This window comes from Nocardioides cavernae (assembly GCF_016907475.1).
GTDB lineage: Bacteria > Actinomycetota > Actinomycetes > Propionibacteriales > Nocardioidaceae > Nocardioides > Nocardioides cavernae.
The window spans coordinates 4,625,127-4,647,004 of record NZ_JAFBCA010000001.1 but is presented as its reverse complement, the minus strand read 5'-3'; the positions used below and the strand labels follow the sequence as shown (position 1 = coordinate 4,647,004).

At 72.7% G+C, this 21,878-nt stretch carries 21 protein-coding genes and 1 tRNA gene; 8 read left to right on the top strand and 14 right to left on the bottom strand.

Features of this window, described 5'->3' with window-relative positions:
* The first annotated feature begins 93 nt into the window (after positions 1-93).
* A complete protein-coding gene (gene phoU, locus JOD65_RS21930) occupies positions 94-744 on the top strand; it encodes a phosphate signaling complex protein PhoU (RefSeq protein WP_191194528.1) in 651 nt (216 codons plus the stop codon).
* 94 nt (positions 745-838) lie between these two features.
* Here phoU and JOD65_RS21925 read toward each other — a convergent pair whose 3' ends face one another.
* The 3 genes from JOD65_RS21925 to JOD65_RS21915 are packed head-to-tail and all read right to left on the bottom strand — an operon-like array spanning position 839 to position 2,793.
* Positions 839-1,582 carry a phosphoglyceromutase gene (locus JOD65_RS21925; RefSeq protein ID WP_191194529.1) on the bottom strand — a complete coding sequence of 248 codons (744 nt, stop codon included), beginning with the start codon at positions 1,580-1,582 and terminating at the stop codon, positions 839-841.
* On the bottom strand, positions 1,579-2,061 hold the full coding sequence (locus JOD65_RS21920) for a hypothetical protein (RefSeq protein WP_191194530.1): 483 nt from the start codon (positions 2,059-2,061) through the stop codon (positions 1,579-1,581). Before JOD65_RS21920 ends, JOD65_RS21925 begins: the two co-directional genes overlap by 4 nt.
* A 21-nt stretch (positions 2,062-2,082) precedes the next feature.
* Complete coding sequence (locus tag JOD65_RS21915) at positions 2,083-2,793, bottom strand: UbiA family prenyltransferase (RefSeq protein WP_191194531.1); 711 nt, start codon at positions 2,791-2,793, stop codon at positions 2,083-2,085.
* A gap of 157 nt (positions 2,794-2,950) precedes the next feature.
* Between JOD65_RS21915 and JOD65_RS21910 the strand changes: the two genes are divergently transcribed.
* Together JOD65_RS21910 and JOD65_RS21905 are read left to right on the top strand one after the other, a co-directional pair.
* Positions 2,951-3,436, top strand: coding sequence for a CarD family transcriptional regulator (locus tag JOD65_RS21910; protein ID WP_191194532.1), 486 nt, complete (start codon positions 2,951-2,953; stop codon positions 3,434-3,436).
* Positions 3,437-3,438: 2 nt separating this feature from the next.
* Positions 3,439-4,032, top strand: a complete 594-nt coding sequence (locus JOD65_RS21905) for a 2-C-methyl-D-erythritol 4-phosphate cytidylyltransferase (protein WP_191194533.1) — start codon at positions 3,439-3,441, stop codon at positions 4,030-4,032.
* Here JOD65_RS21905 and JOD65_RS21900 read toward each other — a convergent pair.
* A complete protein-coding gene (locus JOD65_RS21900) occupies positions 4,013-4,696 on the bottom strand; it encodes an IspD/TarI family cytidylyltransferase (protein WP_191194534.1) in 684 nt (227 codons plus the stop codon). The two genes, JOD65_RS21905 and JOD65_RS21900, sit on opposite strands and share 20 nt — an antisense overlap.
* 9 nt (positions 4,697-4,705) lie before the next feature.
* Positions 4,706-5,191: a 2-C-methyl-D-erythritol 2,4-cyclodiphosphate synthase gene (gene ispF, locus JOD65_RS21895; protein WP_204811341.1), complete on the bottom strand. Its 486-nt coding sequence runs from the start codon at positions 5,189-5,191 to the stop codon at positions 4,706-4,708.
* 37 nt (positions 5,192-5,228) lie between these two features.
* Here ispF and JOD65_RS21890 point away from each other — a divergent pair, with 37 nt between their 5' ends.
* Positions 5,229-6,746: a molybdopterin-dependent oxidoreductase gene (locus tag JOD65_RS21890; protein WP_191194535.1), complete on the top strand. Its 1,518-nt coding sequence runs from the start codon at positions 5,229-5,231 to the stop codon at positions 6,744-6,746.
* Between the two features lie 47 nt (positions 6,747-6,793).
* Here JOD65_RS21890 and JOD65_RS24160 read toward each other — a convergent pair whose 3' ends face one another.
* The gene (locus tag JOD65_RS24160; protein ID WP_191194536.1) at positions 6,794-7,996 is read right to left on the bottom strand and encodes a C39 family peptidase; all 1,203 of its coding nucleotides are present in this window, start codon (positions 7,994-7,996) and stop codon (positions 6,794-6,796) included.
* A 110-nt stretch (positions 7,997-8,106) separates the two neighbouring features.
* Between JOD65_RS24160 and cysS the strand changes: the two genes are divergently transcribed.
* The 3 genes from cysS to JOD65_RS21870 are packed head-to-tail and all read left to right on the top strand — an operon-like array spanning position 8,107 to position 11,988.
* Positions 8,107-9,507, top strand: coding sequence for a cysteine--tRNA ligase (gene cysS / locus JOD65_RS21880; RefSeq protein WP_191194537.1), 1,401 nt, complete (start codon positions 8,107-8,109; stop codon positions 9,505-9,507).
* Between the two features lies 1 nt (position 9,508).
* Complete coding sequence (gene rlmB, locus JOD65_RS21875; RefSeq protein WP_191194538.1) at positions 9,509-10,465, top strand: 23S rRNA (guanosine(2251)-2'-O)-methyltransferase RlmB; 957 nt, start codon at positions 9,509-9,511, stop codon at positions 10,463-10,465.
* A 2-nt stretch (positions 10,466-10,467) separates the two neighbouring features.
* On the top strand, positions 10,468-11,988 hold the full coding sequence (locus JOD65_RS21870; RefSeq protein WP_191194539.1) for a metallophosphoesterase: 1,521 nt from the start codon (positions 10,468-10,470) through the stop codon (positions 11,986-11,988).
* Here the strand turns inward: JOD65_RS21870 and JOD65_RS21865 are convergent.
* Together JOD65_RS21865 and JOD65_RS21860 are read right to left on the bottom strand one after the other, a co-directional pair.
* On the bottom strand, positions 11,972-13,180 hold the full coding sequence (locus JOD65_RS21865) for a DUF4032 domain-containing protein (RefSeq protein WP_191194540.1): 1,209 nt from the start codon (positions 13,178-13,180) through the stop codon (positions 11,972-11,974). The two genes, JOD65_RS21870 and JOD65_RS21865, sit on opposite strands and share 17 nt — an antisense overlap.
* Before the next feature lie 58 nt (positions 13,181-13,238).
* Positions 13,239-15,080 (bottom strand): glycoside hydrolase family 13 protein, encoded by a 1,842-nt coding sequence (locus tag JOD65_RS21860; protein ID WP_191194541.1) that lies wholly within the window; start codon positions 15,078-15,080, stop codon positions 13,239-13,241.
* Between the two features lie 49 nt (positions 15,081-15,129).
* Between JOD65_RS21860 and JOD65_RS21855 the strand changes: the two genes are divergently transcribed.
* Positions 15,130-15,205: transfer RNA gene (locus JOD65_RS21855), tRNA-Thr, on the top strand.
* An 84-nt stretch (positions 15,206-15,289) separates the two neighbouring features.
* On the opposite strand, the gene pdxY is transcribed toward JOD65_RS21855, so the two are convergent.
* The 6 genes from pdxY to JOD65_RS21825 all read right to left on the bottom strand — a co-directional run bounded on the left by pdxY (position 15,290) and on the right by JOD65_RS21825 (position 21,778).
* Positions 15,290-16,153 (bottom strand): pyridoxal kinase PdxY, encoded by an 864-nt coding sequence (gene pdxY, locus JOD65_RS21850; protein WP_191194542.1) that lies wholly within the window; start codon positions 16,151-16,153, stop codon positions 15,290-15,292.
* Between the two features lie 108 nt (positions 16,154-16,261).
* Positions 16,262-17,035, bottom strand: coding sequence for a dioxygenase family protein (locus JOD65_RS21845; protein WP_204811339.1), 774 nt, complete (start codon positions 17,033-17,035; stop codon positions 16,262-16,264).
* A 96-nt stretch (positions 17,036-17,131) separates the two neighbouring features.
* Positions 17,132-17,842 (bottom strand): uracil-DNA glycosylase, encoded by a 711-nt coding sequence (locus JOD65_RS21840; RefSeq protein WP_191194543.1) that lies wholly within the window; start codon positions 17,840-17,842, stop codon positions 17,132-17,134.
* Positions 17,839-19,275 carry a pyridoxal phosphate-dependent decarboxylase family protein gene (locus tag JOD65_RS21835; protein ID WP_191194544.1) on the bottom strand — a complete coding sequence of 479 codons (1,437 nt, stop codon included), beginning with the start codon at positions 19,273-19,275 and terminating at the stop codon, positions 17,839-17,841. The genes JOD65_RS21840 and JOD65_RS21835 overlap by 4 nt, the downstream gene beginning before the upstream one ends.
* Positions 19,272-20,621: an MFS transporter gene (locus JOD65_RS21830; protein WP_191194545.1), complete on the bottom strand. Its 1,350-nt coding sequence runs from the start codon at positions 20,619-20,621 to the stop codon at positions 19,272-19,274. The genes JOD65_RS21835 and JOD65_RS21830 overlap by 4 nt, the downstream gene beginning before the upstream one ends.
* Complete coding sequence (locus tag JOD65_RS21825) at positions 20,618-21,778, bottom strand: alpha/beta fold hydrolase (RefSeq protein WP_204811337.1); 1,161 nt, start codon at positions 21,776-21,778, stop codon at positions 20,618-20,620. The genes JOD65_RS21830 and JOD65_RS21825 overlap by 4 nt, the downstream gene beginning before the upstream one ends.
* Between the last annotated feature and the right edge of the window lie 100 nt (positions 21,779-21,878).

The following is a 21,878-nucleotide window of genomic DNA, read 5'->3' as shown; positions in this document are numbered from 1 at the left end:
GGTCCTGACCGGATGGACGGGCGGCACGGAGTGTTCACCCCTCGTTCATCGAGCACGCACATCTGTTCGCTTCGGCTGCCTACAGTGCCCGACATGCGTGAGGCTTTCCATGACCAGCTCGACGGCATCTTCGCCGACCTGTCCGACATCTGCGGACAGGTCGAGATCGCCGTACGCGAGGCCACCAAGGCGCTGCTGAGCGGCGACGTGCACACCGCGGACCAGGTGATCAGCAACGACAAGGCGATCGACGCGGCCCGCGAACGGGTCGACGACACCGCGTTCGCGCTGCTCTCGCTGCAGCAGCCGGTGGCCGGCGACCTGCGGATGATCGTCTCCGCGCTGCGGATGGTCAGCGAGCTCGAGCGGATGGGTGACCTCTCGGTCCACGTCGCGAAGATCGCCCGCCTGCGCGTGCCGTCGGTCGCGGTGCCCGACGAGCTCCGTCCGACCATGGAGCAGATGGCCCGCACGGCCGAGGACATGGTCCGCCGGGTGCGGGACATCATCGTCGACCGCGACGTCGAGGCGGCCATCGAGCTCGGCCGCGACGACGAGGTGATGGACCAGCTGCGGCGCCGCAGCTTCACCGAGCTGCTCTCCACCGACTGGAAGCACGGCGTCGAGGCCGCGGTCGACATCGCCCTGCTCGGCCGCTACTACGAGCGCATCGCCGACCACGCCGTCTCGGTGGCCAACCGGGTCGTCTTCGTCGTCACCGGCGACCTGCCCCCGCGCGACTGACGTACGCCGCTGCCGTCCGTCGGGCGGTGCCGGAGCCACAGTCCCGACGCCCGGGAACGTGGGTGGGCCATCGCTCAGACGGTGGAGCCAGGTGTCAGCGACCCTGGTTGGCGACGGCTGCGGCTGCGGCCGCGGCGGCCTCGGGGTCGAGGTACTCGCCGCCGGAGACGGTGGGACGCATGTCCTCGTCGAGGCGGTAGACGAGCGGCATGCCGGTGGGGATGTTGAGACCGGCGATGTCCTCGTCGCTGATCTGGTCGAGGTGCTTGACCAGGGCGCGGAGGCTGTTGCCGTGGGCGGCCACGAGGACGGTCCTGCCGGACTGAAGGTCCGGCACGATCTCGGCCTGCCAGTAGGGCAGGAAGCGGGCGATGACGTCCTTGAGGCACTCGGTGCGCGGCAGCTCGTCGCCGAGGTCGGCGTAGCGCGGGTCGGCGGCCTGGGAGAACTCCGAGGAGTCGTCGAGCGGCGGCGGCGGGGTGTCGAACGAGCGGCGCCAGAGCATGAACTGCTCCTCGCCGTACTCGTCGAGCGTCTGCTTCTTGTCCTTGCCCTGGAGCGCACCGTAGTGGCGCTCGTTGAGCCGCCACGAGCGCTTCACCGGGATCCAGTGGCGGTCGGCGGCGTCGAGCGACAGGTGGGCGGTCGTGATCGCGCGGCGCTGCAGCGAGGTGTGCACGATGTCGGGCAGCAGCCCGGCCTCGACCAGGAGCTCGCCCCCGCGGACCGCCTCGGCGCGGCCCTTCTCGGTGAGGTCGACGTCGACCCAGCCGGTGAAGAGGTTCTTGGCGTTCCACTCGCTCTCGCCGTGGCGGAGCAGGACGAGCGTGTGCGTCATGAGGCGTCCATGCCTTCCCAGTAGCCGAAGTCGTTGGCGACGACGGGGACGTTGAGCGGGATGCGCTCGCCGTTGCCGAAGTCGACGGCCAGCGGGACGACGTCACCCGCGGTGAACTCGCCGGTCAGGACGATGTCCGCGGGCGGCTCGGCCAGGTTGACCAGGCCGTCGGCCGGAACCATGACGGGCTCGAACTCGGCGGCCTGGATGGTCGCGCCGTCGCTCCCGGAGACCCCGGAGATCGCGGTGACGCTCTGCTCCTCGGCGCCGTCGTTGTTCGAGAACGACGCGATGAACGTCCCGGACCCCTTGGTGCCGGAGACGACCACGGCGGAGAGGACGTCGACCACGCCCTCACGGTTGTTGGCGCCGCCGGCGGGGGTGTAGGTGCGCTCGGTGGCGTAGCTGAACCCGCACGAGGTCAGCGGAGCGGCGAGAGCGATGACCGCGGCGGCGGTCGCGAGGGATCGGAGTCGCATGGCCGACAGCCTAGCGTCGGCTCAGGTCAGTCCGACGGTCCGCCCTGCGATCAGGATCGCGGCGACGACGAGGGCCGTCCACGTGCCCGCGAGCATGAGGAGGCGAGGGGTGCCGGTGCGCAGCGCCACCAGCATCGGGAACGACTTCTCGCCCTCCTCGTGGTCGTGCACCAGGCCCGGCAGCGCGAGGAGCACGTGGACGCCGAGCCCCAGCGCTGCCGCCAGGGCGACCATCACCGGCGTGGGCGGCGTCGGGGAGCCGACCCCGCCCCAGCCGCCGTACGCCAGGAACGCGGGGTAGAGCGCGAAGCTCGCCATCCACGGCACGAACGACAGTGCCCGTGCGTGCAGGAGCCGGTCGCCGACCGCCGAGACCACCAGGAGCGCGAGGTACGTCGCCCCGGCGCGGCGCCCGTTGGCCACGGCGAGGGGTACGACGAGCAGGACCGCGCACGTGAGCGCGAACCACACCGTGCCGGGGTCGAGCCGGCCCGAGGCGAGCGGCTTGTCGGGGCGTCGTCGGGCGTCGCGCTCCCGGTCGGTGAGGTCGTCGGCCCAGCCGAGCAGCGACTGGCCGACCAGCACCGTGACGGCGACGAGGCCGACCTCGCGCAGCGGCCGTCCGGCGACGGCGGCGGCGGTTCCCAGCGCGGCCGCGGTCACGAGCGCCTGGCGCGGGTGGGCTGCCCGGACGAGGAGCAGCGACGGGGTCGATGCAAGGGCCCGAGGCATGGGCCGCAGTATGGCCCAGCGGCGGGTCGGCAGGGGGCGCGAACCACAGCAACCGGTGACTTGTCAAGCCCGCATATGGCCTCTGACCTGCGCAAACGCGGCTGGAGGTACCTCGAACCCGTGTTAGAATGTTCACCTAGGAAGGGGAACTGAACATATGACTTTCACCGTTGGCGAAACGGTCGTCTATCCCAATCACGGGGCCGCTGTCATCGAGGAGATCGAGACGCGGACGATCAAGGGAGAGGACCGCGAGTACCTCGTCCTCCGGATCGTCGCCCAGCAGGACCTGGTCGTGCGCGTCCCGGCCTGCAACCTCGATCTGGTCGGCGTCCGCGACGTCGTCGACAAGGAAGGCCTCGACCGCGTGTTCGACGTGCTGCGTGCAGCCCACGTCGAGGAGCCGACCAACTGGTCGCGCCGCTACAAGGCCAACCTGGAGAAGCTCCACTCCGGTGACGTGATGAAGGTGTCGGAGGTCGTGCGCGACCTGTGGCGCCGCGAGCGTGACCGCGGCCTCTCCGCGGGCGAGAAGCGGATGCTCGCGAAGGCCCGGCAGATCCTGGTCTCCGAGCTCGCGCTCGCTGAGAAGACCAACGAGGACAAGGCCGAGGCCATGCTCGACGAGGTGCTCGCCTCCTGAGCGTGGACGACGCTGGCCGAGGCCCCTGGGACGACGTTCCCCGGGGCCTCGGTCTCGTTCTGGACGAGGACCGCGGCGCCCTGCCCTACACGCTGATCCACGGCGAGGCGCTGGTGGCGTGCGCCGCGTGGGCGCTGGGCGAGTCCGGGGTGGACATCCTCGACGCGTCCGTCTCGTGGGAGGGGCTGGTCGAGTCCGAGGAGGACCTGGTCCTCCACGACGCCCTCTGCCCGATGACGCCGCCGGCCTTCATCGCCGCCTGCCTCGAGCGCGCCCGCGAGACCGGGCGTCCCGTCGTGGGCATCCGCCCGGTGACCGACACCGTCAAGGTGGTCGCCGACGGCGCGGCCGGACAGGTCGTGGGCGAGACGCTCGACCGCGACGCCCTGGTGGCCGTCGCCTCGCCCCTCGTCGTCCCGGCCGCCGTGCTGGCGTCCCTGGAGCGGTGGCCGTCGTCCGACCTCGCCAGGGCGGTCGCCGACCTGGCGGCCGCCGGTCACGAGGTCGAGACGCTCGAGGCACCCCCGGAGGGTCGGCGGGTGTCCTCGCCCGACGACGTACGCCTCCTCGACGCGCTCACGGCCCCGTTGGGCTGAGCTCCTCCGCCAGCGCGACGTCCTCGGGGAAGGTGACCTTGAGGTTGAGCGGGCTGCCGGGGACGGCCGCGACGTCGATGTCGCGGTAGGCGGCGACGCACGCCGAGGTGTCGGTGCCCACGAAGCCGTCGGCCGACGCCGCCCGGTAGGCCGCCAGCACGTCGCGGGCGCGGAAGGCCTGAGGTGTCTGCACGCCGCCCACCCGCTCGCTGACGATCCGCTGGTCCTGGGTCAGCAGGTGGGTCACCGGGACCACAGGGATGGCTCCGCCCACCTCGCGGGCGGCGGTGACCACGGCCTCCCACAGGGGACGCCCCGCCAGCGGCCGGGCGCCGTCGTGGACGACCACCACGTCGACCTCGCCCGCCTCGACGTCGGGGGCGAGCACCTGCAGCGCGGCCCACTCCGAGGCGTGCCGCGTCGCGCCGCCGTCGACGACCAGCACCTCCTGGTCGCCGAGGTGGGGAGCGACGGCCGACTCCACCGCCGAGCGGTCCTCGGGACGCACGACGAGCACGAGACGGCGTACGTCGGGCAGCGCGAGCGCGTCGCGCACCGACCACACCAGCACGGGGACGCCCCGCAACGGCAGCAGGACCTTGTTGACCTCGGCACCGACCCGGCTGCCCGAGCCGGCGGCGAGGATGACGACAGCTGTCGACACGCTGACCCCTCAGTGAGTGAGGAGCGCGGTGGCGATCGCCGCCACGCCCTCGCCGCGGCCGGTGAGGCCGAGGCCGTCGGTGGTGGTGGCGGACAGGCTGACAGGGGCCCCGAGGGCGGCCGTCAGGGCGGCGACGGCCTCGTCCCGGCGTGGGCCGAGCCGCGGGACGTTGCCGATGACCTGCACGGCGACGTTGCCGATCTCCCACCCCGCGGCCCGCACCCGGCGGGCGGTCTCCTCCAGCAGGGCGGCGCCCGACGCCCCGGCCCACTCGGGCGCGGAGGTGCCGAAGTTGCTGCCCAGGTCGCCGAGCCCGGCGGCGGAGAACAGCGCGTCGCACGCGGCGTGGGCGGCGACGTCGGCGTCGGAGTGACCCTCGAGCCCGGCCGGCTCGTCCGGCCACGCGAGGCCGGCGAGGTGCATGGGAACGCCGGCGACGAGGCGGTGCACGTCGGTGCCGATGCCGATCCGGGGGGTGGGGACGGGGGAGGTCACGTCGGCATCATGCCGGACCGCCCGTCACAATGGACTCGTGACCACTCGCCGTGCTCCCTGGGTGCTCGCCGGCGTGCTGGCCGGTCTCGCCGGCCTGGCGACCAGCTATGCGACCGCCATGGTCCTCACCATCCGGGACGCGCCGGTGGTGGCGGTGGCGGAGGTGGTCATCCGGTTCACGCCCGGACCGATCGCCGAGCGGGCCATCTCGGTGCTCGGCCACTTCGACAAGCCGTTCCTCGTCGGCGTCATCCTCTTCCTCCTCCTGGGCTGCTTCGCGCTGGCGGGGCTGCTGGCCCGCGGCGGCTGGTACCGGCCGCTCTTCGTCTGGTTCCCGCTCGCCGGCGTGGGCCTGGTCGCCGTCCTGAGCCAGCGGGGTGCCGATGCGGTCGACACCCTGCCGGTCGCCGTCGGCCTGCTCACCTGGGTGACGCTGCACTCCGCGCTCACCGACGCCCTCGACCGGGGGCGGGGCCGGCCCGACGTGGAGTCGCGCGAGCGGCGCGTCTTCCTGATGGTCGCCGGCGCCGTGTCGGTCGCCGCGGTCGGCATCGCCGTGGCCGGTCGGCTGGTGGGAGCGGGTCGCCGGCACGTCGAGGTCAGCCGGCGGCTGCTCCGCATCCCGGGCGTCACCCGGCGCCAGGCCCCCGCGAGCACCTCGGTCGGCCTGGCAGGCATCGCGCCCTGGGAGACGCCCAACGAGGACTTCTACCTGATCGACACGACCATCGCGAAGCCCACCATCGAGCCGGAGGACTGGTCGCTGCGGATCCATGGCATGGTCGACCGCGAGCTGACCCTCAGCTACTCCGACCTGGTCTCCCGCCGGATGACGCAGTCGTGGATCACGCTCAACTGCGTGAGCAACGAGGTCGGCGGCGGCCTGGTGGGCAACGCCCGCTGGAGCGGCATCCGCATCGCCGACCTGCTCGCCGGCCTCGGTGTCTCCGACGACGCCGACTGCGTGCTGCAGACCTCGCACGACGGCTGGACGTGCGCGACCCCGCTCGAGGCCCTCACCGATGACCGCGACGCCATGCTCGCGGTGGCGATGAACGGCCGCCCCCTGCCCATCGAGCACGGCTTCCCGGTGCGCACGATCGTGCCGGGCCTCTACGGCTACGTCTCGGCCACCAAGTGGGTGGTCGACCTCGAGGTGAGCACGTTCGCCGAGTCGACCGGCTACTGGACGACGAAGGGCTGGTCCGCCGAGGGACCGGTCAAGATCGCCTCGCGGATCGACGTCCCGCGCTCCGGTGACGACGTCGCGGCCGGCCCCGTGTCGTTCGGCGGCGTGGCCTGGCACCAGCACACCGGCATCGACTTCGTCGAGGTGCAGGTCGACGGCGGCGAGTGGACCCGCGCCGAGCTCGGCGGGGTGCCGTCGGTGGACACCTGGGTGCAGTGGTCGGTGACGATCGACGTGCCGGAGGGCGACCACGAGGTCCGGGTCCGGGCGACCGGCAAGGACGGCGAGACCCAGACCAGCGTCGTACGGTCCCCCGACCCGGACGGTGCGACGGGCTGGCACGCGGTGGAGTTCAGCGCCGGCTGACGATCGGGGAACGCCGGCCTGCTCAGGGCGAGCCCGGGGTCCCGCTGTCAGCTGTTGCGGACGACGTACGCCGTCCCGCCGGAGGCGGCGATCCAGATCCGCTCGAACTGGGCACGGTCGTAGACGCGGCGCACGTCGGCGTTGGTCGCGCCGGCGGGGTCGTTGACCACGACGTCGCCGTCGGCCTCGAAGCCGACGACGACCAGCAGGTGGCCGTTGCTGGCGGAGATGGGGGCGCCGGTGAGCTGGTTGCGCCCGAAGGCGATCGAGACGATGAGCGGCACCCCGGCGACGATGTAGTCCTCGGCCTCGCGCAGGTCGCGCAACCGGGTGACGTAGGAGTCGCCACCCGCGAGCGTGGCGGCGTAGGCGGTGTTGAAGGCCCAGTTGCCGGTGCCGCGGTAGCCGTTGTCGTAGACCATCTTGGCGGTGTGGTCGACGACGGCGTCGGCGTGACCGGCCGTGATGCCGGTGGGCGTCGGGGCGATGCCGTGGTAGGCGAGCACCATCGCCAGCGACGTGGGGGAGCACCACGCCTCGCCGCCGCCACCCCAGGCCGGGTAGTGGCCGCTGTGGACCATCTGGGAGTACGTCGGCACGGGCAGGACGGTGCCCGCCGCGGGCCCGGGCTGCGAGGTGGCACGCGGCGCCGAGGCGTCGACGGAGGCCACGGCGCCGACCCGCTCGAGGCTGACGGCCTTGCTCGACCCCTTCGGCCGCATCAGGGTGACGCGCAGCTGGTACGCCGTCACGGCGGAGGTGGCGAACCAGGTGTCGGCGCTGACCCGGCCGAGGTCGTCGGCCTGGCCGGAGTAGGTGGTGCGGGGCACGGGCCGGTTGGTGCGCGCCCAGTCGGCCACCGTGTCCCAGGTGCCGGTGCGGCCGGTGGCGTCCTGCGCCCTCAGCTCGACGCGTACCAGGGTGCGGCCGGGGGTGGTGGCCTCCCACGACGGGATGATCGCGGTGGCGCCGAAGCCGGGAGTGGCCCACGGCGACGTCCAGGTGCCCGCCTCGTAGGACTTGCCCGCGACCGTGCGGGGCCTGGCCTTCAGCAGGGAGACCTGGCCGCGGCCCATCTTGAGGCCCGTGCGCTGTCCGGCCTTGAAGTCGGCGTAGCTGCTCCACGACGTGAGGTCGACCTGGGGCGTCGCGCGCTGCCGGGCCGCGGGCTCCTCGGCGGCGCCCGCCACGGAGGCGAAGGAGGCGGCCAGCAGCAGGGGAAGGGCGAGGACCGCGAGACGTCGGAGCACCGGTCGACGATAACCCGGAAAGCCCCACACGTCTCAGGAGTCACATCCCTCGGCCGACGGCGCCGCTCGCCGAAGCCGGAGGATCGGACCGCTCGCCCTAGACTTGCCCGGTGACCCTGAGGCTCCACGACACCGCGACGCGCGAGACCCGCGAGTTCGTCCCGCTCACCCCGGGACGGGCCGGCATCTACGTGTGTGGGCTGACCGTGCAGTCGGAGCCTCACGTCGGGCACGTGCGCTCCGCGGTCAACTTCGACGTGCTCCGCCGCTGGCTGGCCGTCACCGGCCACCAGGTCGACTTCATCCGCAACGTCACCGACATTGACGACAAGATCCTGACGAAGTCCGCCGAGCAGGGCGTGCACTGGTACGCCCTCGCCTCGGCGATGAAGCGCGAGCTCGACGCCGCGCTCACCGCGATCAACGTGCTGCCGCCGACCTACGAGCCGGGCGCCACCGGCCACGTCCCGGAGATCGTCGAGCTCATCGAGCAGCTCATCGCCCGCGGCCACGCCTACGCCGCCGAGGACGGCAGCGGCGACGTCTACTTCGACGTGCGCAGCTGGGCGGCCTACGGCGAGCTGACCCGGCAGCGCGTGGACGACATGGAGCCCGCCGGCGACGCCGACCCCCGGGGCAAGCGCGACCCGCGCGACTTCGCCCTCTGGAAGGGGTGGAAGAAGGAGTCCGAGCCGCAGACCGCCTCCTGGCCCTCCCCGTGGGGGCCCGGCCGCCCCGGGTGGCACATCGAGTGCTCGGCCATGGCCGGCAAGTACCTCGGTCCGGCCTTCGACATCCACGGCGGCGGCGTCGACCTGCGCTTCCCCCACCACGAGAACGAGCAGGCCCAGTCGCGTGCCGCCGGCCGCCCGTTCGCGTCGTACTGGCTGCACAACGCCTGGATCACCACCGCCGGCGAGAAGATGAGCAAGTCGCTGGGCAACTCGATGCTCATCCCGTCGGTGCTCGAGCGTGTGCGCGGCATCGAGCTGCGCTACTACATCGTCGCGGCCCACTACCGCTCGCACGTCGAGTTCAGCTTCGAGGCGCTCGAGGAGTCGGCCAAGGCGTTCCGGCGCCTCGAGGACTTCCTCGACCGCGCCGCTCCCGTCGTCGGCTCGTGGTTCGCCTCGCTGCCCGACGCCTTCCGCGAGGCGATGGACGACGACCTCGGCACGCCCGCTGCGGTGGCGGTCATCCACGACTCCGTCCGCGAGGGCAACCGGCTGCTGGCCGACGGGCCGTCCGACGAGCTCAGCCAGAAGTTCGGCGAGGTCGTCGCGATGCTCGACGTGCTGGGGCTCAACCCCGCCGACTCCGCGTGGGCGACCGGCCGGACCGACGACCGGCTGACCGAGGTCGTCGACGCGCTGGTGAAGGGACTGCTCGAGGAGAGGACGGCGGCGCGCGAGGCCAAGGACTGGGCCCGCGCCGACGCCATCCGTGACCGGATCAAGGCGGCCGGCGTCGAGGTGGAAGACACCCCGACCGGCCCGAAGTGGAGCGTGTGACATGGCCGGCAACTCGCAGCGCAAGGGCGCGATCAAGAAGACGGGCAAGGGCAACCCGACCGCCGGGTCGGGCGGACGCGTCCGCCGGGGGCTCGAGGGCAGGGGTCCGACGCCCAAGGCCAAGGACCGGCCCTACCACCAGGCCCACAAGGCGGCCAAGCGCTCCGAACGCGACAAGTCCGCGCGGCCCAAGCGGCGTACGACCGCCGAGGCCGAGTGGGCCGCCGGTCGCAACTCCGTCGTCGAGCTGCTGCAGGCCGGCGTGCCGGTCACGGGGGTCTACGTCGCCGAGGGCACCGAGCGCGACGGCCGGATGCGCGAGGCGTTCAAGCTCGCCGCCGAGCAGGGCCTGACCCTGCTCGAGGTCACCCGCAACGAGATGGACCGGATGACCGGCGGGGCCGTCCACCAGGGCCTCGCCGCACGGCTGCCGGCCTACGAGTACGCCCACGCCGACGACCTGCTCGAGCGGGCAGCCGAGGCGAAGGAGCCGGCGCTGGTCGTCGCCCTCGACTCGGTCACCGACCCGCGCAACCTCGGCGCCGTCGTCCGCTCCGCGGCTGGCTTCGGTGCCCACGGCGTGCTGATCCCCGAGCGCCGGGCCGCCGGGATGACGGCCTCGGCCTGGAAGACCAGCGCGGGCGCCGCCGCACGGCTCCCGATCGCCCAGACGGTCAACCTGACGCGCCAGCTCAAGGCCTACCAGGACGCGGGCTGCATGGTCGTCGGCCTGGCGGCCGACGGTGACATCTCCCTGCCCGAGCTGGTCGCCCCCGGCGGCCTGGCCGAGGGCCCGCTGGTGGTCGTCGTCGGGTCGGAGGGCAAGGGCCTCGGCCGGCTCGTGGCCGAGACCTGCGACCAGATCGTCTCGATCCCGATGGCCGGTCAGCTCGAGTCGCTCAACGCCGGCGTGGCCGCCTCGGTCGCCCTCTACGCGATCTCGCAGGCCCGCTCGTAGCAATGAGTTCCACCCCGCGGCGGCTGCTCGTCGGTGCCGTGCTGCTCGTGGGCAGCGTGGCTCTCGGGCTCGCCGTGGCGGTGTCGCTCTTCCTCAACAGCAGCCGGACCGTCGTGCTGGTCGGCCACGACACCGTCGTACGCCCCACGCTGGCGCGCGACGCCGTGGTCGAGACCGGGCCGTTGCTGCCCGACCTGCGCTTCCGCGACGTGGGTCCGCTCGGCGTGAGGTTGACGCTCGGCAAGACGGAGGTCGGGTCGATCGAGGAGCTGGTACAGCGCTACGCGCTGATCGCCGGTGACCCGTCCGCGCCGATCGAGAAGGTCGAGGGCGTCGTCCTCGACATGGCCCTGTCGGCAGCCCTGCGCGGACTGGGGGTCGGGCTGTTGCCGGTCGCGGTCTTCCTCCTGCTGGGACGTCACCGGCGCGGTGAGCTGTTCCGGGGGCTCGGGACGCGGCAGGGCCTGCTCGCGCTGGTCCTGCTGCTGACGCTGCCGCTGCTGGTGTGGCAGCCGTGGGAGAGCGACGAGGCGACGCAGGAGGACCAGGGCAGCTGGCAGACGCTCGCGGAGCTGGCGGGCCCCGACGTCGAGCTGCCGGCCGAGGTGCGCGACATCGAGGTGCGCTCGGGCCCGGTCACCACCCAGAGCAAGCGCCTGGTGCTGAGCGCGGTGGACACCTACGACAAGAGCAAGGAGTTCTACTCCACGGCTGCCGAGACGGCCGCCGACCTCCCGGACCTGGGCCTCCGCACGCCCGAGGACGACGAGACCGTTGCCCTGCTGCTCAGCGACCGGCACGACAACATCGGCATGGACCGCGTGGCCCGCGCCATCGGCGACGCCGCCGGGGCGAGCGTCGTGCTCGACGCGGGCGACGACACCTCGACCGGCCAGCCGTGGGAGGCCTTCAGCCTCGACTCCCTCCAGGCCGCCTTCGACGACTGGGAGCGCTACGGGGTCGCCGGCAACCACGACCACGGCACCTTCGTCAGCACCTACCTCGCCGACCTCGGGTGGACCATGCTCGACGGCGAGGTGGTCGACGCCCCGTGGGGCGGCACCTTGCTCGGCGTCGACGACCCGCGCAGCAGCGGTCTGGGCAACTGGCGCGACGAGTCCGGTCTCAGCTTCGCCGAGGTGGGCGACCGGCTCGCGGACGGCGCCTGCGCCGCGGCGGAGGACGGCGAGCGGGTGAGCACCATTCTGGTCCACGACGCCAACCTCGGCCGCGAGGCGCTCGACCGGGGATGCGTGGACCTCGTGGTCGGCGGGCACACCCACGTGCAGAACGGCCCCGACGCCGTCGACGCCGAGGACGGCGCGACCGGCTACACCTGGACCAACGGCACGACCGGCGGGGCGGCGTACGCCATCGCGCTCGGCAGCAAGCCGCGCCGCGACGCCGAGGTCAGCCTCATCACCTACGCCGACGGGCGACCGGTCGGGCTGCAGTGGGTGCGGCTGCGCACCAACGGCTCGTGGCAGGTCGGCGACTGGGAGCCCGTCACTCCTGCCCCGTGATGGCCTCGTCGGGTCTGGCCGTGAGGAACCGCTCGATGTAGTCGCGCGCGGTCTCGTGGATGCCGACCTCGTGGCCGGCCTGCTCCGACAGGTACCACCGGTGCTCCAGGATCTCGTGGAAGATCTCGGCCGGCTCCAGCTTGCCGGTGGCGTCGGGCGGGATCATCGCCATGATCGGCTCGAAGATCTCGTGCATCCAGCGGCTCGCCATGACGTGGCGGTCCTCGCGGCCGAGGTCGTAGTGGGCGGCGAACGACGCGAGGTCGTTGAGGATGCGGCGCGCCTGGTTGTCCTCGACGGCCATGCCCGTGAGGTCGCGCAGCTCGCGGGTGTGGTGGCCGAGGTCGACGACCTTGGGCTGGATGCGGATCGTGTCGCCGCCCAGGTCGGTGACGATGTCGAGCTCGTCGACGTCGAAGCCGAGGTCGTTGAGCCGCTCGACGCGGCGCTCGATGCGCCACATCTCGTCGGCGCCGAACTCCTCGAGGTCGGTCAGCTCGCGCCACAGCGCCTCGTAGCGCGAGCGCAGGTGCTCGATGATCGCGAAGCCGTCGATCGGGCGCTGGACGGCGCCGCTCGCGCTGAGGTCCATCAGCTCGGCGAAGATGTTCTCGCAGCCCACGGTGATGTCGTACTCCCGCAGTCGGTCGCCCACGTGCTCGTGCAGCTCGCCGGTCTCGGCGTCCACGAGGTAGGCGGCCAGCGCCCCGGCGTCGCGGCGGAAGAGCACGTTGGACAGCGAGACGTCGCCCCAGTAGAAACCGGCGAGGTGGAGCCGGACCAGCAGCACGACGATCGCGTCGATCAGCGTGGGCACGTGCTCGGCGTCCATCCCGCGGCTGAAGAGGCTGCGATAGGGCAGGGAGAACCGGAGGTGGTGGGTGATCAGCGCCGCGGGCAGGTCCTCGCCGTCGCGGCTCTCGCGGCCGGTGACGACGCCCTGCGGGACGACCGACGGCATCCCCATCCGCTGGAGGTCGCGCAGCATCCGGTACTCCCGGAAGGCGATGTCGTCGTTGGTCTCCTTGACGGCGTAGACGCTGCTGCCGAGCCGCACGATGCGCACCACGTGGCGCGAGAGGCCGCGCGGCAGCGGGACGACGACGTCGTCCGGCCACTCCTCCAGCGGGAGGTGCCAGGGCAGGCGGAGGATGGCCGGGTCCGGCCGGCTGGCGACGATCCGCATGGCCATGGTCGCGACCCTAGCCGCGCACGAGGTGCGAGTGCGAGGAGCGTGGGTCGGGGACCGGCTAGCCGGTGATCTCCCAGACGTCGAGCCGCGACCCCGAGGACGCCGCGACCTCGACGCCCTCGGCCACATGGACGAGGTCGGCGCCGCCCGGCTCGGACCCGAAGAGGTGCCGGCCCGCCCCGACGGGAAGCGCGAACGCGCTGCCCGGGGCGCGGCGGGCGACGACCAGCACGGTCTGGTCGGGGTGCTCGCGGAGGTAGGCGATGGTGTCGGCGTCGACGTGGGCCCAGCGCAGCCCGCCACGGCGCAGGGCCGGGTTCTCCCGCCGCAGCCGCGCCAGGTCGGCGTACGTCGTGAGCGTCTGCTCGTCCCATTCCTCGCGGTGGTGCCACGGCATGGGGCGGCGGGCGTCCTCGCCGTTGACGCCCTCGAGGCCGATCTCGTCGCCGGCGAAGACCATCGGGACACCGGGCATCGTGAACTGCAGGCCGGCGGCGACGCGGTGGACGGTGGCGTCCCCACCGACGAGGGTGCGGATGCGGGCGGAGTCGTGGGAGCCGAGGATGTTCCAGCTCGACGCGGTGGCGCGCCAGCCGAGCGCACCCTGCCAGGCCCGGAACGTCTCGACGACCGCGCCGCCGCCGCGACGCGGGACCGGCACCGGTCGGCCGAACGGGCGTGCCGGCGACGCGGGATCGCGCAGCCACGACCACACCGGCCACGAGAAGCCCGAGTAGTTCATCGTGCCGTGCCAGCCGTCGCCGTCGACGTCGCCGGTCGCGTCGTGGTTGTGCTCGCCGATGACCCACGGGTCGTCGTGCAGCGCGGCCGCCGTGGCCCGCACGGTGCGGGCGACCTCGTGGGCCACGTCGATGTCACCGAGCCGGCCGGTCATGTTGGCGACGTCGATGCGCCACCCGTCGACAGCGTAGGGCGGTTGCAGCCAGCGACCGACCACGGAGTTGGGTCCGTCGACCATCGCGTGGCGGACGTCGAGGTTGGCGTGGTTGATCTTGGGCAGCGTGCCGTGGCCCATCCAGTTGGCGTAGGTGCCGTCGTCGGCGAAGTAGTAGAAGGACCGGTGCGGGTCGCGCGCGTCGTCGACCGCGCAGAGGAACCACTCGTGGGTGTCGCCCGTGTGGTTGGTGGTGAGGTCGCCCAGGATCCGCCAGCCCCGCTCGTGGACGGCGGCGCTCAGCCGGGCGTACGCCTCGCTGCCGCCGAGCAGCTCGTCGACCTCGGTGAAGGTGGTCGCGTTGTAGCGGTGGTTGCTCTCGCCGGGGAAGACCGGCGTCGTGTAGAGCACGTCGGCGCCGACCGCTGCGACGTGGTCGAGGTGCTCGGTGATGCCGTCCAGGTCGCCGCCGTAGAGCTGCATCGGCGTGCGCGGGTCGCTGCCCTCGAAGACGACCTCGTCGTCCCACTCCGCTGGCAGCGCCCAGTCCGGGACCTCCCGCTCGTCGGCCGCGGCCGACCGGGCGAAGCGGTCGGGGAACACCTGGTAGACGACGCCGTCACGGCCCCAGTCGGGTGCGGGCGGGTGGGCGGCCAGCCGGAAGTCGACGGCGTCGGGCAGGTCGTGGCCGGCCAGCCCGGCGCCGGTGAGCCACTCCTGCTCGCCCTCCCCGTCGACGGGGGCGCGCACGAGGAGGAAGCGGTAGTGCGTGACCGGGTTGTGCACCGGCAGCTCGCCCTCCCACCACACCACGTCACCGGTGGTGGTCGACGTCATCGGGTGGAAGACCGGCTCGGCGTCGTACGTCGTCCGCAGCCAGACCGCCTCGACCGGGTCGGCCGCGCGGGTGCGGACGCGCACGGTGACGGTGGCGCCGAGCTCGGGCGCCTCGTCCGAGACGTAGAGCGGGGACCCGTCGTGGTGGGGGTCGTGGAGGAGGCTCACGGGCCACATCCTCCCTCACCTAGGATGGCCGCCGCGCCCTCGGGCGCACGCCGGTGTAGCTCAGTTGGTAGAGCGCTTCTCTTGTAAAGAAGATGTCGCGGGTTCGACTCCTGTCACCGGCTCCACCAACGTACGCAGTTCGGATCCGACACTCCGCACGCCGAGCGGCGCCTGGCGCCTCGGCGCGCCAACTGCCTACGTTGCGCAGGTCAGCGGACCTGCTGCACCGCGAACTCGTTGGCCGGCGAGGCGATGGCGTCCTGGGCGGCGATGAGCCGGAGCTCGCGCTCGCCGGAGTCGAGCGTCTCCTTGAGGACGGCGAACACCGAGGAGGCGGTCCGGGCGAGGGCGTCGGCGGGGGAGCCGGTCGTCCGCAGGTGGGCGGTGAACAGCGCGGCCGTGATGTCGCCGGAGCCGTTGGCCTTCATCGGCAGGCGCGGGGTGGTGACGAGCCAGGCGCCGTCGGCGGTGACCGCGAGCATCTCGATGACGTCGTCGTCAGCGCCCTCGCGGTCGACCGACGTGACCAGCACCGTCGCCGGGCCGAGACCCCGCACCTCGTCCACGGCGGACAGGATGTCCTCGAGCGACGAGGGGCCGCTGAGGCCGTCACGGTCGGTGATGAAGCCGAGCTCGAACTGGTTGGGCGTCAGCACGTCGGCGACCGGGATCACGGTCGAGCGGTACTTCGGCGGGATCGCCGGGTTGACGAAGCAGCCCGAGGTGGCGTTGCCCATCACCGGGTCGCAGGTGTAGGTCGCGTCGGGGTTGGCCGCCTTCACCTGCGCGACCGCGTCGGCGATCACGTCGGCGATCTCCGGCGAGCCCTGGTAGCCCGAGAGGATCGCGTCGCACGTCTCGAACGCGCCCCGCTCGCCGATCCCGGTGATCACCGCGGCGACGTCCTCCGCTGCGATCAGCGGCCCGCGCCAGGCGCCGTACCCGGTGTGGTTGGAGAAGTTCACCGTCAGGACGGGCCACACCTCGTGGCCGAGGCGCTGGAGCGGGAAGACGGCAGCGGAGTTGCCGACGTGGCCGTAGGCGACGTGGGACTGGATCGAGAGGACGCGCACGGGCCGAGCCTAGACCGGGTCTCGACACACACCGTCACGACCTCGTGCCTCGGTCGTGGGCGCACTCGACTCGCCTGACTGCGAGCCGCCTCGTGCCTCGGCGGCCCGTCAGGCGACCTGGAGCGACCGCTTCGACAGCCCCATCCAGTAGCCGTCGATGACCTGGATCCCCGGTTCGTCGGCGGTCGTGGCTGCGCCGAGGGTCACGAACAGCGGCGTGTAGTGCTCGACGGTCGGGTGGGCGTACGGCATGCCGGGCGCCTTCGACCTGTAGGCGGACAGCGTGTCGACGTCGCCGCGGGCGAGGGCGTCGGCCGCCCAGAGGTCGAAGTCCACCGACCAGCCGGGAGCGGCGGCCTCGATGCGGAACTCCTTGAGGAAGGGCAGGCCGTGGGTGAGGAAGCCCGAGCCGATGATGAGCACGCCCTCCTCGCGCAGCGGGCGCAGCCGCTCGCCGAGCTTCATCAGGCGGTGCGGGTCGTCGGTGGGGAGCGACATCTGGAGCACGGGGATGTCGGCCTCGGGGTACATGATCTTCAGCGGCACCCACGCGCCGTGGTCGAGCCCCCGTGAGACGTGCTGGTGCACGGGCTCGCCGCTCGGCATCATCGCCGCGACGCGCTGGGCCAGCGCCGTGGTGTCCGGGGTCTCGTAGGTCATCTGGTAGTACCTCGGCGCGAACCCGCCGAAGTCGTAGACCAGGGGAGCGCCGCTGGCGGTCAGGCTGACCGGCGCCGACTCCCAGTGCGCCGAGACGATGAGGATCGCCTTCGGTCGCGGCAGGTTCTTCGCCCACGCCGCGAGCTGGCCGGACCAGATCGGGTCGTCGAGGAGCGGCGGCGCACCGTGGCCGATGTACAGGGCAGGCATGGGAGTGGTCATGACATCCTCAATAGTTGTTGCTTCAACTATATTCCCTGGGTAGTGCACCGGCAAGTGGTGGCCCACACGCGTCGAGCTCGACCGTTCCCCGGTGGACTACCCGTCCCGGCCAGTGTCGTACGCCGGCAGGGTCCAGTCGACCGGCTCGGCGCCCTGCTCCTCCAGCAGCCGGTTGACCGTGCTGAAGGGCTTGGAGCCGAAGAACCCACGCCGGGCGCTGAGCGGGGAGGGGTGGACCGACTCCACGCACGGCACCTCGCCGAGCAGCGGCTTGAGCTTCTGCGCGTGCCGGCCCCACAGGACGGCCGCGCACGGCCCGCCGCGCTCGGCGAGCGCGGCGATGGCTCGCTCGGTGATCGGCTCCCACCCCTTGCCCTGGTGGCTGTTGGAGTCGCCCGGCCGGACCGTCAGGGTGCGGTTGAGCAGCATCACGCCCTGGTCGGCCCACGCCGACAGGTCGCCGTGGCGCGGCGGCACGATGCCGAGGTCGTCGCGCAGCTCGACGTAGATGTTGAGCAGGCTGGGCGGCAGCGGCCAGACGTGCCGCTCGACGGCGAAGCTCAGGCCGATCGGGTGGGCGGGGTTGGGGTAGGGGTCCTGCCCCACGACCAGGACGCGTACGTCGGCGAGCGGGCGCTGGAACGCCCGCAGCACCAGGTCGCCCGCCGGCTGGTAGCCGCGGTCGGCGGCCACCTCCTCGCGCAGGAACCCGCCCATCGCCGCGATCCGGTCGTCGACGGGCGCGAGGGCCTCGGCCCAGTCGGGGGCCACCAGCCCCTTCTCGACGAGCCCAGCGAGCGCGCTCATCGGACGTCCGTTCGGACGGGTCGCTGGAGCCGGTCGAGGAAGGCCACCAGCAACGCCTCCCGCATGGCCGGCGACGCGACGTCGAGCATCGCGTTGACCTCCGCCATCCGGCTCGGCAGCTCGAGCTCGCCGTCGGCGGACTCCCCGACGAGGCCCGACGCGGCGAGCAGGCCGTCGAAGTCGTCGTCGCCGAGAGCGGTCGGGTCGAGCGCCTCGATGAAGCCGACCACGCCGGGGTCGACGGCCACCGGGCCGGCCGCCTGCGCCGCCGCCACGGAGGCCGAGAGCGCCGAGGCGAACTCCTCGACGTGGGCGTGCGTGCCGGCGCTCACCGACAGGTGGATGCTCGGCCCGGCGTCCCCGAAGGACAGCTGCGGCTGGACGTACCACCCGCGCGACACCAGCTCGTCGGTGAGGGTGAAGGGATCGCAGGACGCGTCGGTCGCCAGGGTCACGAGGGTGGAGTCCGGCGCCACCACCACCCGGAGCGCCGGCTCGCCCTCGATGCACGCCACGATGGCGTCGACCGCGGCGAGGGCGCGATCCGCGAGGGCGAGGTAGCCGTCGTCGCCGATGTGCTCGACCACGGCCCACGTGCCGGCGACGGGGCCGCCCGAGCGGGTGGACTGCGTCGTGGCGTTGAGCATCGTGTAGCCCGGCCACGCCGCGGAGGCGAAGAACTGCGGCTTGCGCAGCGCGGCGTCGCGGTGCAGCAGGAGCGAGGTGCCCTTCGGCGCGTAGGCGTACTTGTGGGTGTCGACGGAGATCGACGTGACGCCCTCGACGGCGAAGGTCCACGGCGGCACCGGGCGCCCCAAGCGGGCGGCGTACGGAAGTACCCACCCGCCGATGCAGGCGTCCACGTGGCAGCGGACCCCGCGGGCCGCAGCAGCCGCCGCGATCTCGGTCACCGGGTCGACGACCCCGTGCGCGTACGACGGAGCGCTGGCCACGACCAGCACCGTGTCGTCGTCGATGGCGTCGGCCATCGCAGCGGCGTCGGCCCGGAAGTCCGGGCCGACCGGCACGAGGAAGGCCTCGACGCCGAAGTAGTGCGCGGCCTTGTGGAAGGCGGCGTGCGCGGTGGCGGGCAGCACCATCCGTGGGCGTACGACGTCCGGGCGGCTGTCGCGTGCCCCCTGGACCGCCAGGAGGATCGACTCCGTGCCGCCCGACGTCACCGTCCCGACCGCGGAGGCCGGGGCGTCGAGGAGTCCGCAGGCGAAGCCGACGAGCTCGTTCTCCATCTGCAGCAGCGACGGGAACGCCGTCGGGTCGAGCGCGTTGGAGGCGGCGTAGGCCGCGACCGCCTCCCGGGCGACACGGTCGACCTCGGGGTCGCCGGAGTCGTAGACGTAGGCCAGCGTGCGGCCTCCGTGCACGGGCAGGTCCCGGGTCTGGAGGGCGGCGAGCCTCTGGATCGCGTCGGTCACTGGACTGCTCCTTCCGCCGCCGCCACCTCGGCGGGGTCGAGGGTGTACTGGCGCAGCCACCACAGGCTGACCACCGTCAGGATCGCCGGCACGATCGAGAAGCCCAGCGCGATCGTCGTGAGCGCGGAGTCGGGTTGGCTGATGTCGCGGCCCTCGCTCGACAGGTAGCCGCCGAGCGCGAGCATCAGGGCGAAGAGCGCCGGGCCCAGGGCGAGGCCGAGCGTCTCGCCTGCCGTCCAGACGCCGGTGTAGACCCCCGCCCGGTTCTCCCCGGTCCGGGCCGCATCCACCGCAGCGACGTCGGGCAGCATCGCCATCGGGAACACCTGGCAGCCGGCGTAGCCGACGCCGACGAGGCCCGTCGCCACGAACGTCCAGACGTCGTTGCCGCCCCGCGCCAGCACGGCGAGGGCGGCGCCCGCGGCGAGGAGCAGCGACGAGGCGACGTAGCCCTGCTTCTTGCCCACCCGCTCACCCCAGCGGGCCCACAGCGGCGTCAGCAGCAGCGCCGGGCCGACGAAGCAGACGAACAGGATGGTGGCCGCCGAGGTGCGTCCCAGCAGGTCCTCGGCGACGTAGGCGACGCCGGCGAGCATGCACCCGGTCGCGAGCGCCTGCAGGACGAAGGTGGTGAGCAGCACCCGGAAGTCGCGGGCCCGGGAGACCACCTGCAGCTGCTGGCGCAGCGTGCCGGCGCCCGCGCCGACCGCCCCGATCGGCGCGCGCCGGGTGCCCCACCAGGCGGCGAGGACACCCACGAGGATGACCGTCGCCATCACGACGCCCATCACCCGGTAGCCGTCGCGCCCGCCGACCGCGTCCCGGATCACCGGAGCCGTCGCACCGGCCAGCATGATCGTGAACGCCAGGATCGCGACCCGCCACGTCATCAGCCGCGTGCGCTCGTCGTAGGACGAGGTGATCTCGGCCGGCATGGCGACGTAGGGCACCTGGAAGAACGCGTACGCCGACGCGGCGAGCACGAAGAAGAGGAGCACCCACCCGGCCTCGAGCCACCGGCTGTCGAGGTCGGGTGCGGCGAAGATCAGCGCGAACGCTCCCGCCAGCATCAGCCCGGCGCGGACCAGCCACGGGCGTCGCGGACCGGCCGGGTCGACCGTGCGGTCGCTGACCCGCCCGGCGATCGGGTTGAGGACGACGTCCCACGCCTTCGGGAGGAAGACGATGACGCCGGCCCAGAGCGCGGCGATGCCGAGCTCGTCGGTGAGGTAGGGCAGGAGCATCAGGCCCGGCACCGTGCCGAACGCCCCGGTCGCGACCGAGCCGCTGCCGTAGCCGATGCGTACGCCGAGGGGCAGCCGCCCCGCGTCGACGGACGTCCTCATCGTCCACCCAGCGCGCGGGAGCCGGCCGAGCCGTAGCGGCGCGTGGGGTTGGAGCCGATCGAGCCGGGGGATGCCTTCGTCGGAGCCGGGCCGCGCGACCACTCGTCCACCCACTCGTCGATCGCGGTCCAGGTCGTCGAACGGGCGGCTCGGCCGGTGAGCATGCCGAGGTGTCCGCCGGGCACGACCTCGAAGCGCACCTGCGGCGAGCCGGTCAGCAGCGGCACCACGGCGCGTACGGCAGGCAGCGGGGCGATGCCGTCGGTGTTGCCCGCGAACACCAGCGTCGGCACCGAGATCGCGGCGAGGTCGATGGTCCGGTCGCCGATCTCCATGCGGCCCGTCGCGAGCGCGTTGCCCTTGACGAAGCGGTGGTAGAGCTGCCCGAACGTGCGGCCCGGGTAGGCCGTCATGTTGGACATGAAGCGGGTGACCGCCTCCATCTGGGCGAGGTAGTCGGTGTCGTCGAGGTGCGTCAGCACCGCGAGCGGCTTGGTGAGCACCTTCTGTGCGGAGACGGCGGTGAAGGCCCAGCTGACGAAGGGGGTCGGTACGCCACCCAGGAGTCGGTAGGCCCGTGTGACGACGCCCGTGCCCTGCGTCAGGTTGAGCAGCGGCCGCACCGGCGCGACGAGCGGCACCTTGGTCACGTCGACCGGGGACCCGACGACGGTGATCGAGGCGATCGGCAGGTCCTGGCGATCGGCCGCGACGAGGAGGGTGAAGATCCCGCCGAGGCTCCAGCCGACGAGGTGCACCCCGCGGCCGCCCGCGTGCTCGCTGACGACCCGGATCGCCTCGGGCAGCACCTCGTCGACCCAGTGCTCCATGCCCAGCGCCCGGTTCTTGAAGGAGACCTGCCCGTACTCCAGCAGGTAGGTCGGACGCCCCTGCGTGACGAGGTGCTCGACCAGGGAGCAGTCGCGGCGCAGGTCGAAGCACAGCGACGGCGCCGCCAGCGGCGTCACCAGCAGGACCGGGTCGCCGGTCTGGGGGACGCCCGCGGCCGGGCGGTAGTGGTAGACCTCGCGCAGCTCGCCGTCGTCGATCAGCGTCCGGGGCATCGGCCGCAGGTCGGCCAGCCCGCCGTAGAGCAGCGTGTGCGCGACGTTGCCGGCCGCGGCGACCACCTGGTCGGGCTTGGGGATCAGGTCCATGGAGGAAATCTACGTGCAGAGAAACTTCGGCGGCGGTGCATCCAGTGGCGGGGTTGGTCCCGAGAAGAGGGGGACGGGCGCCAACGGGCGCCCCTGACGG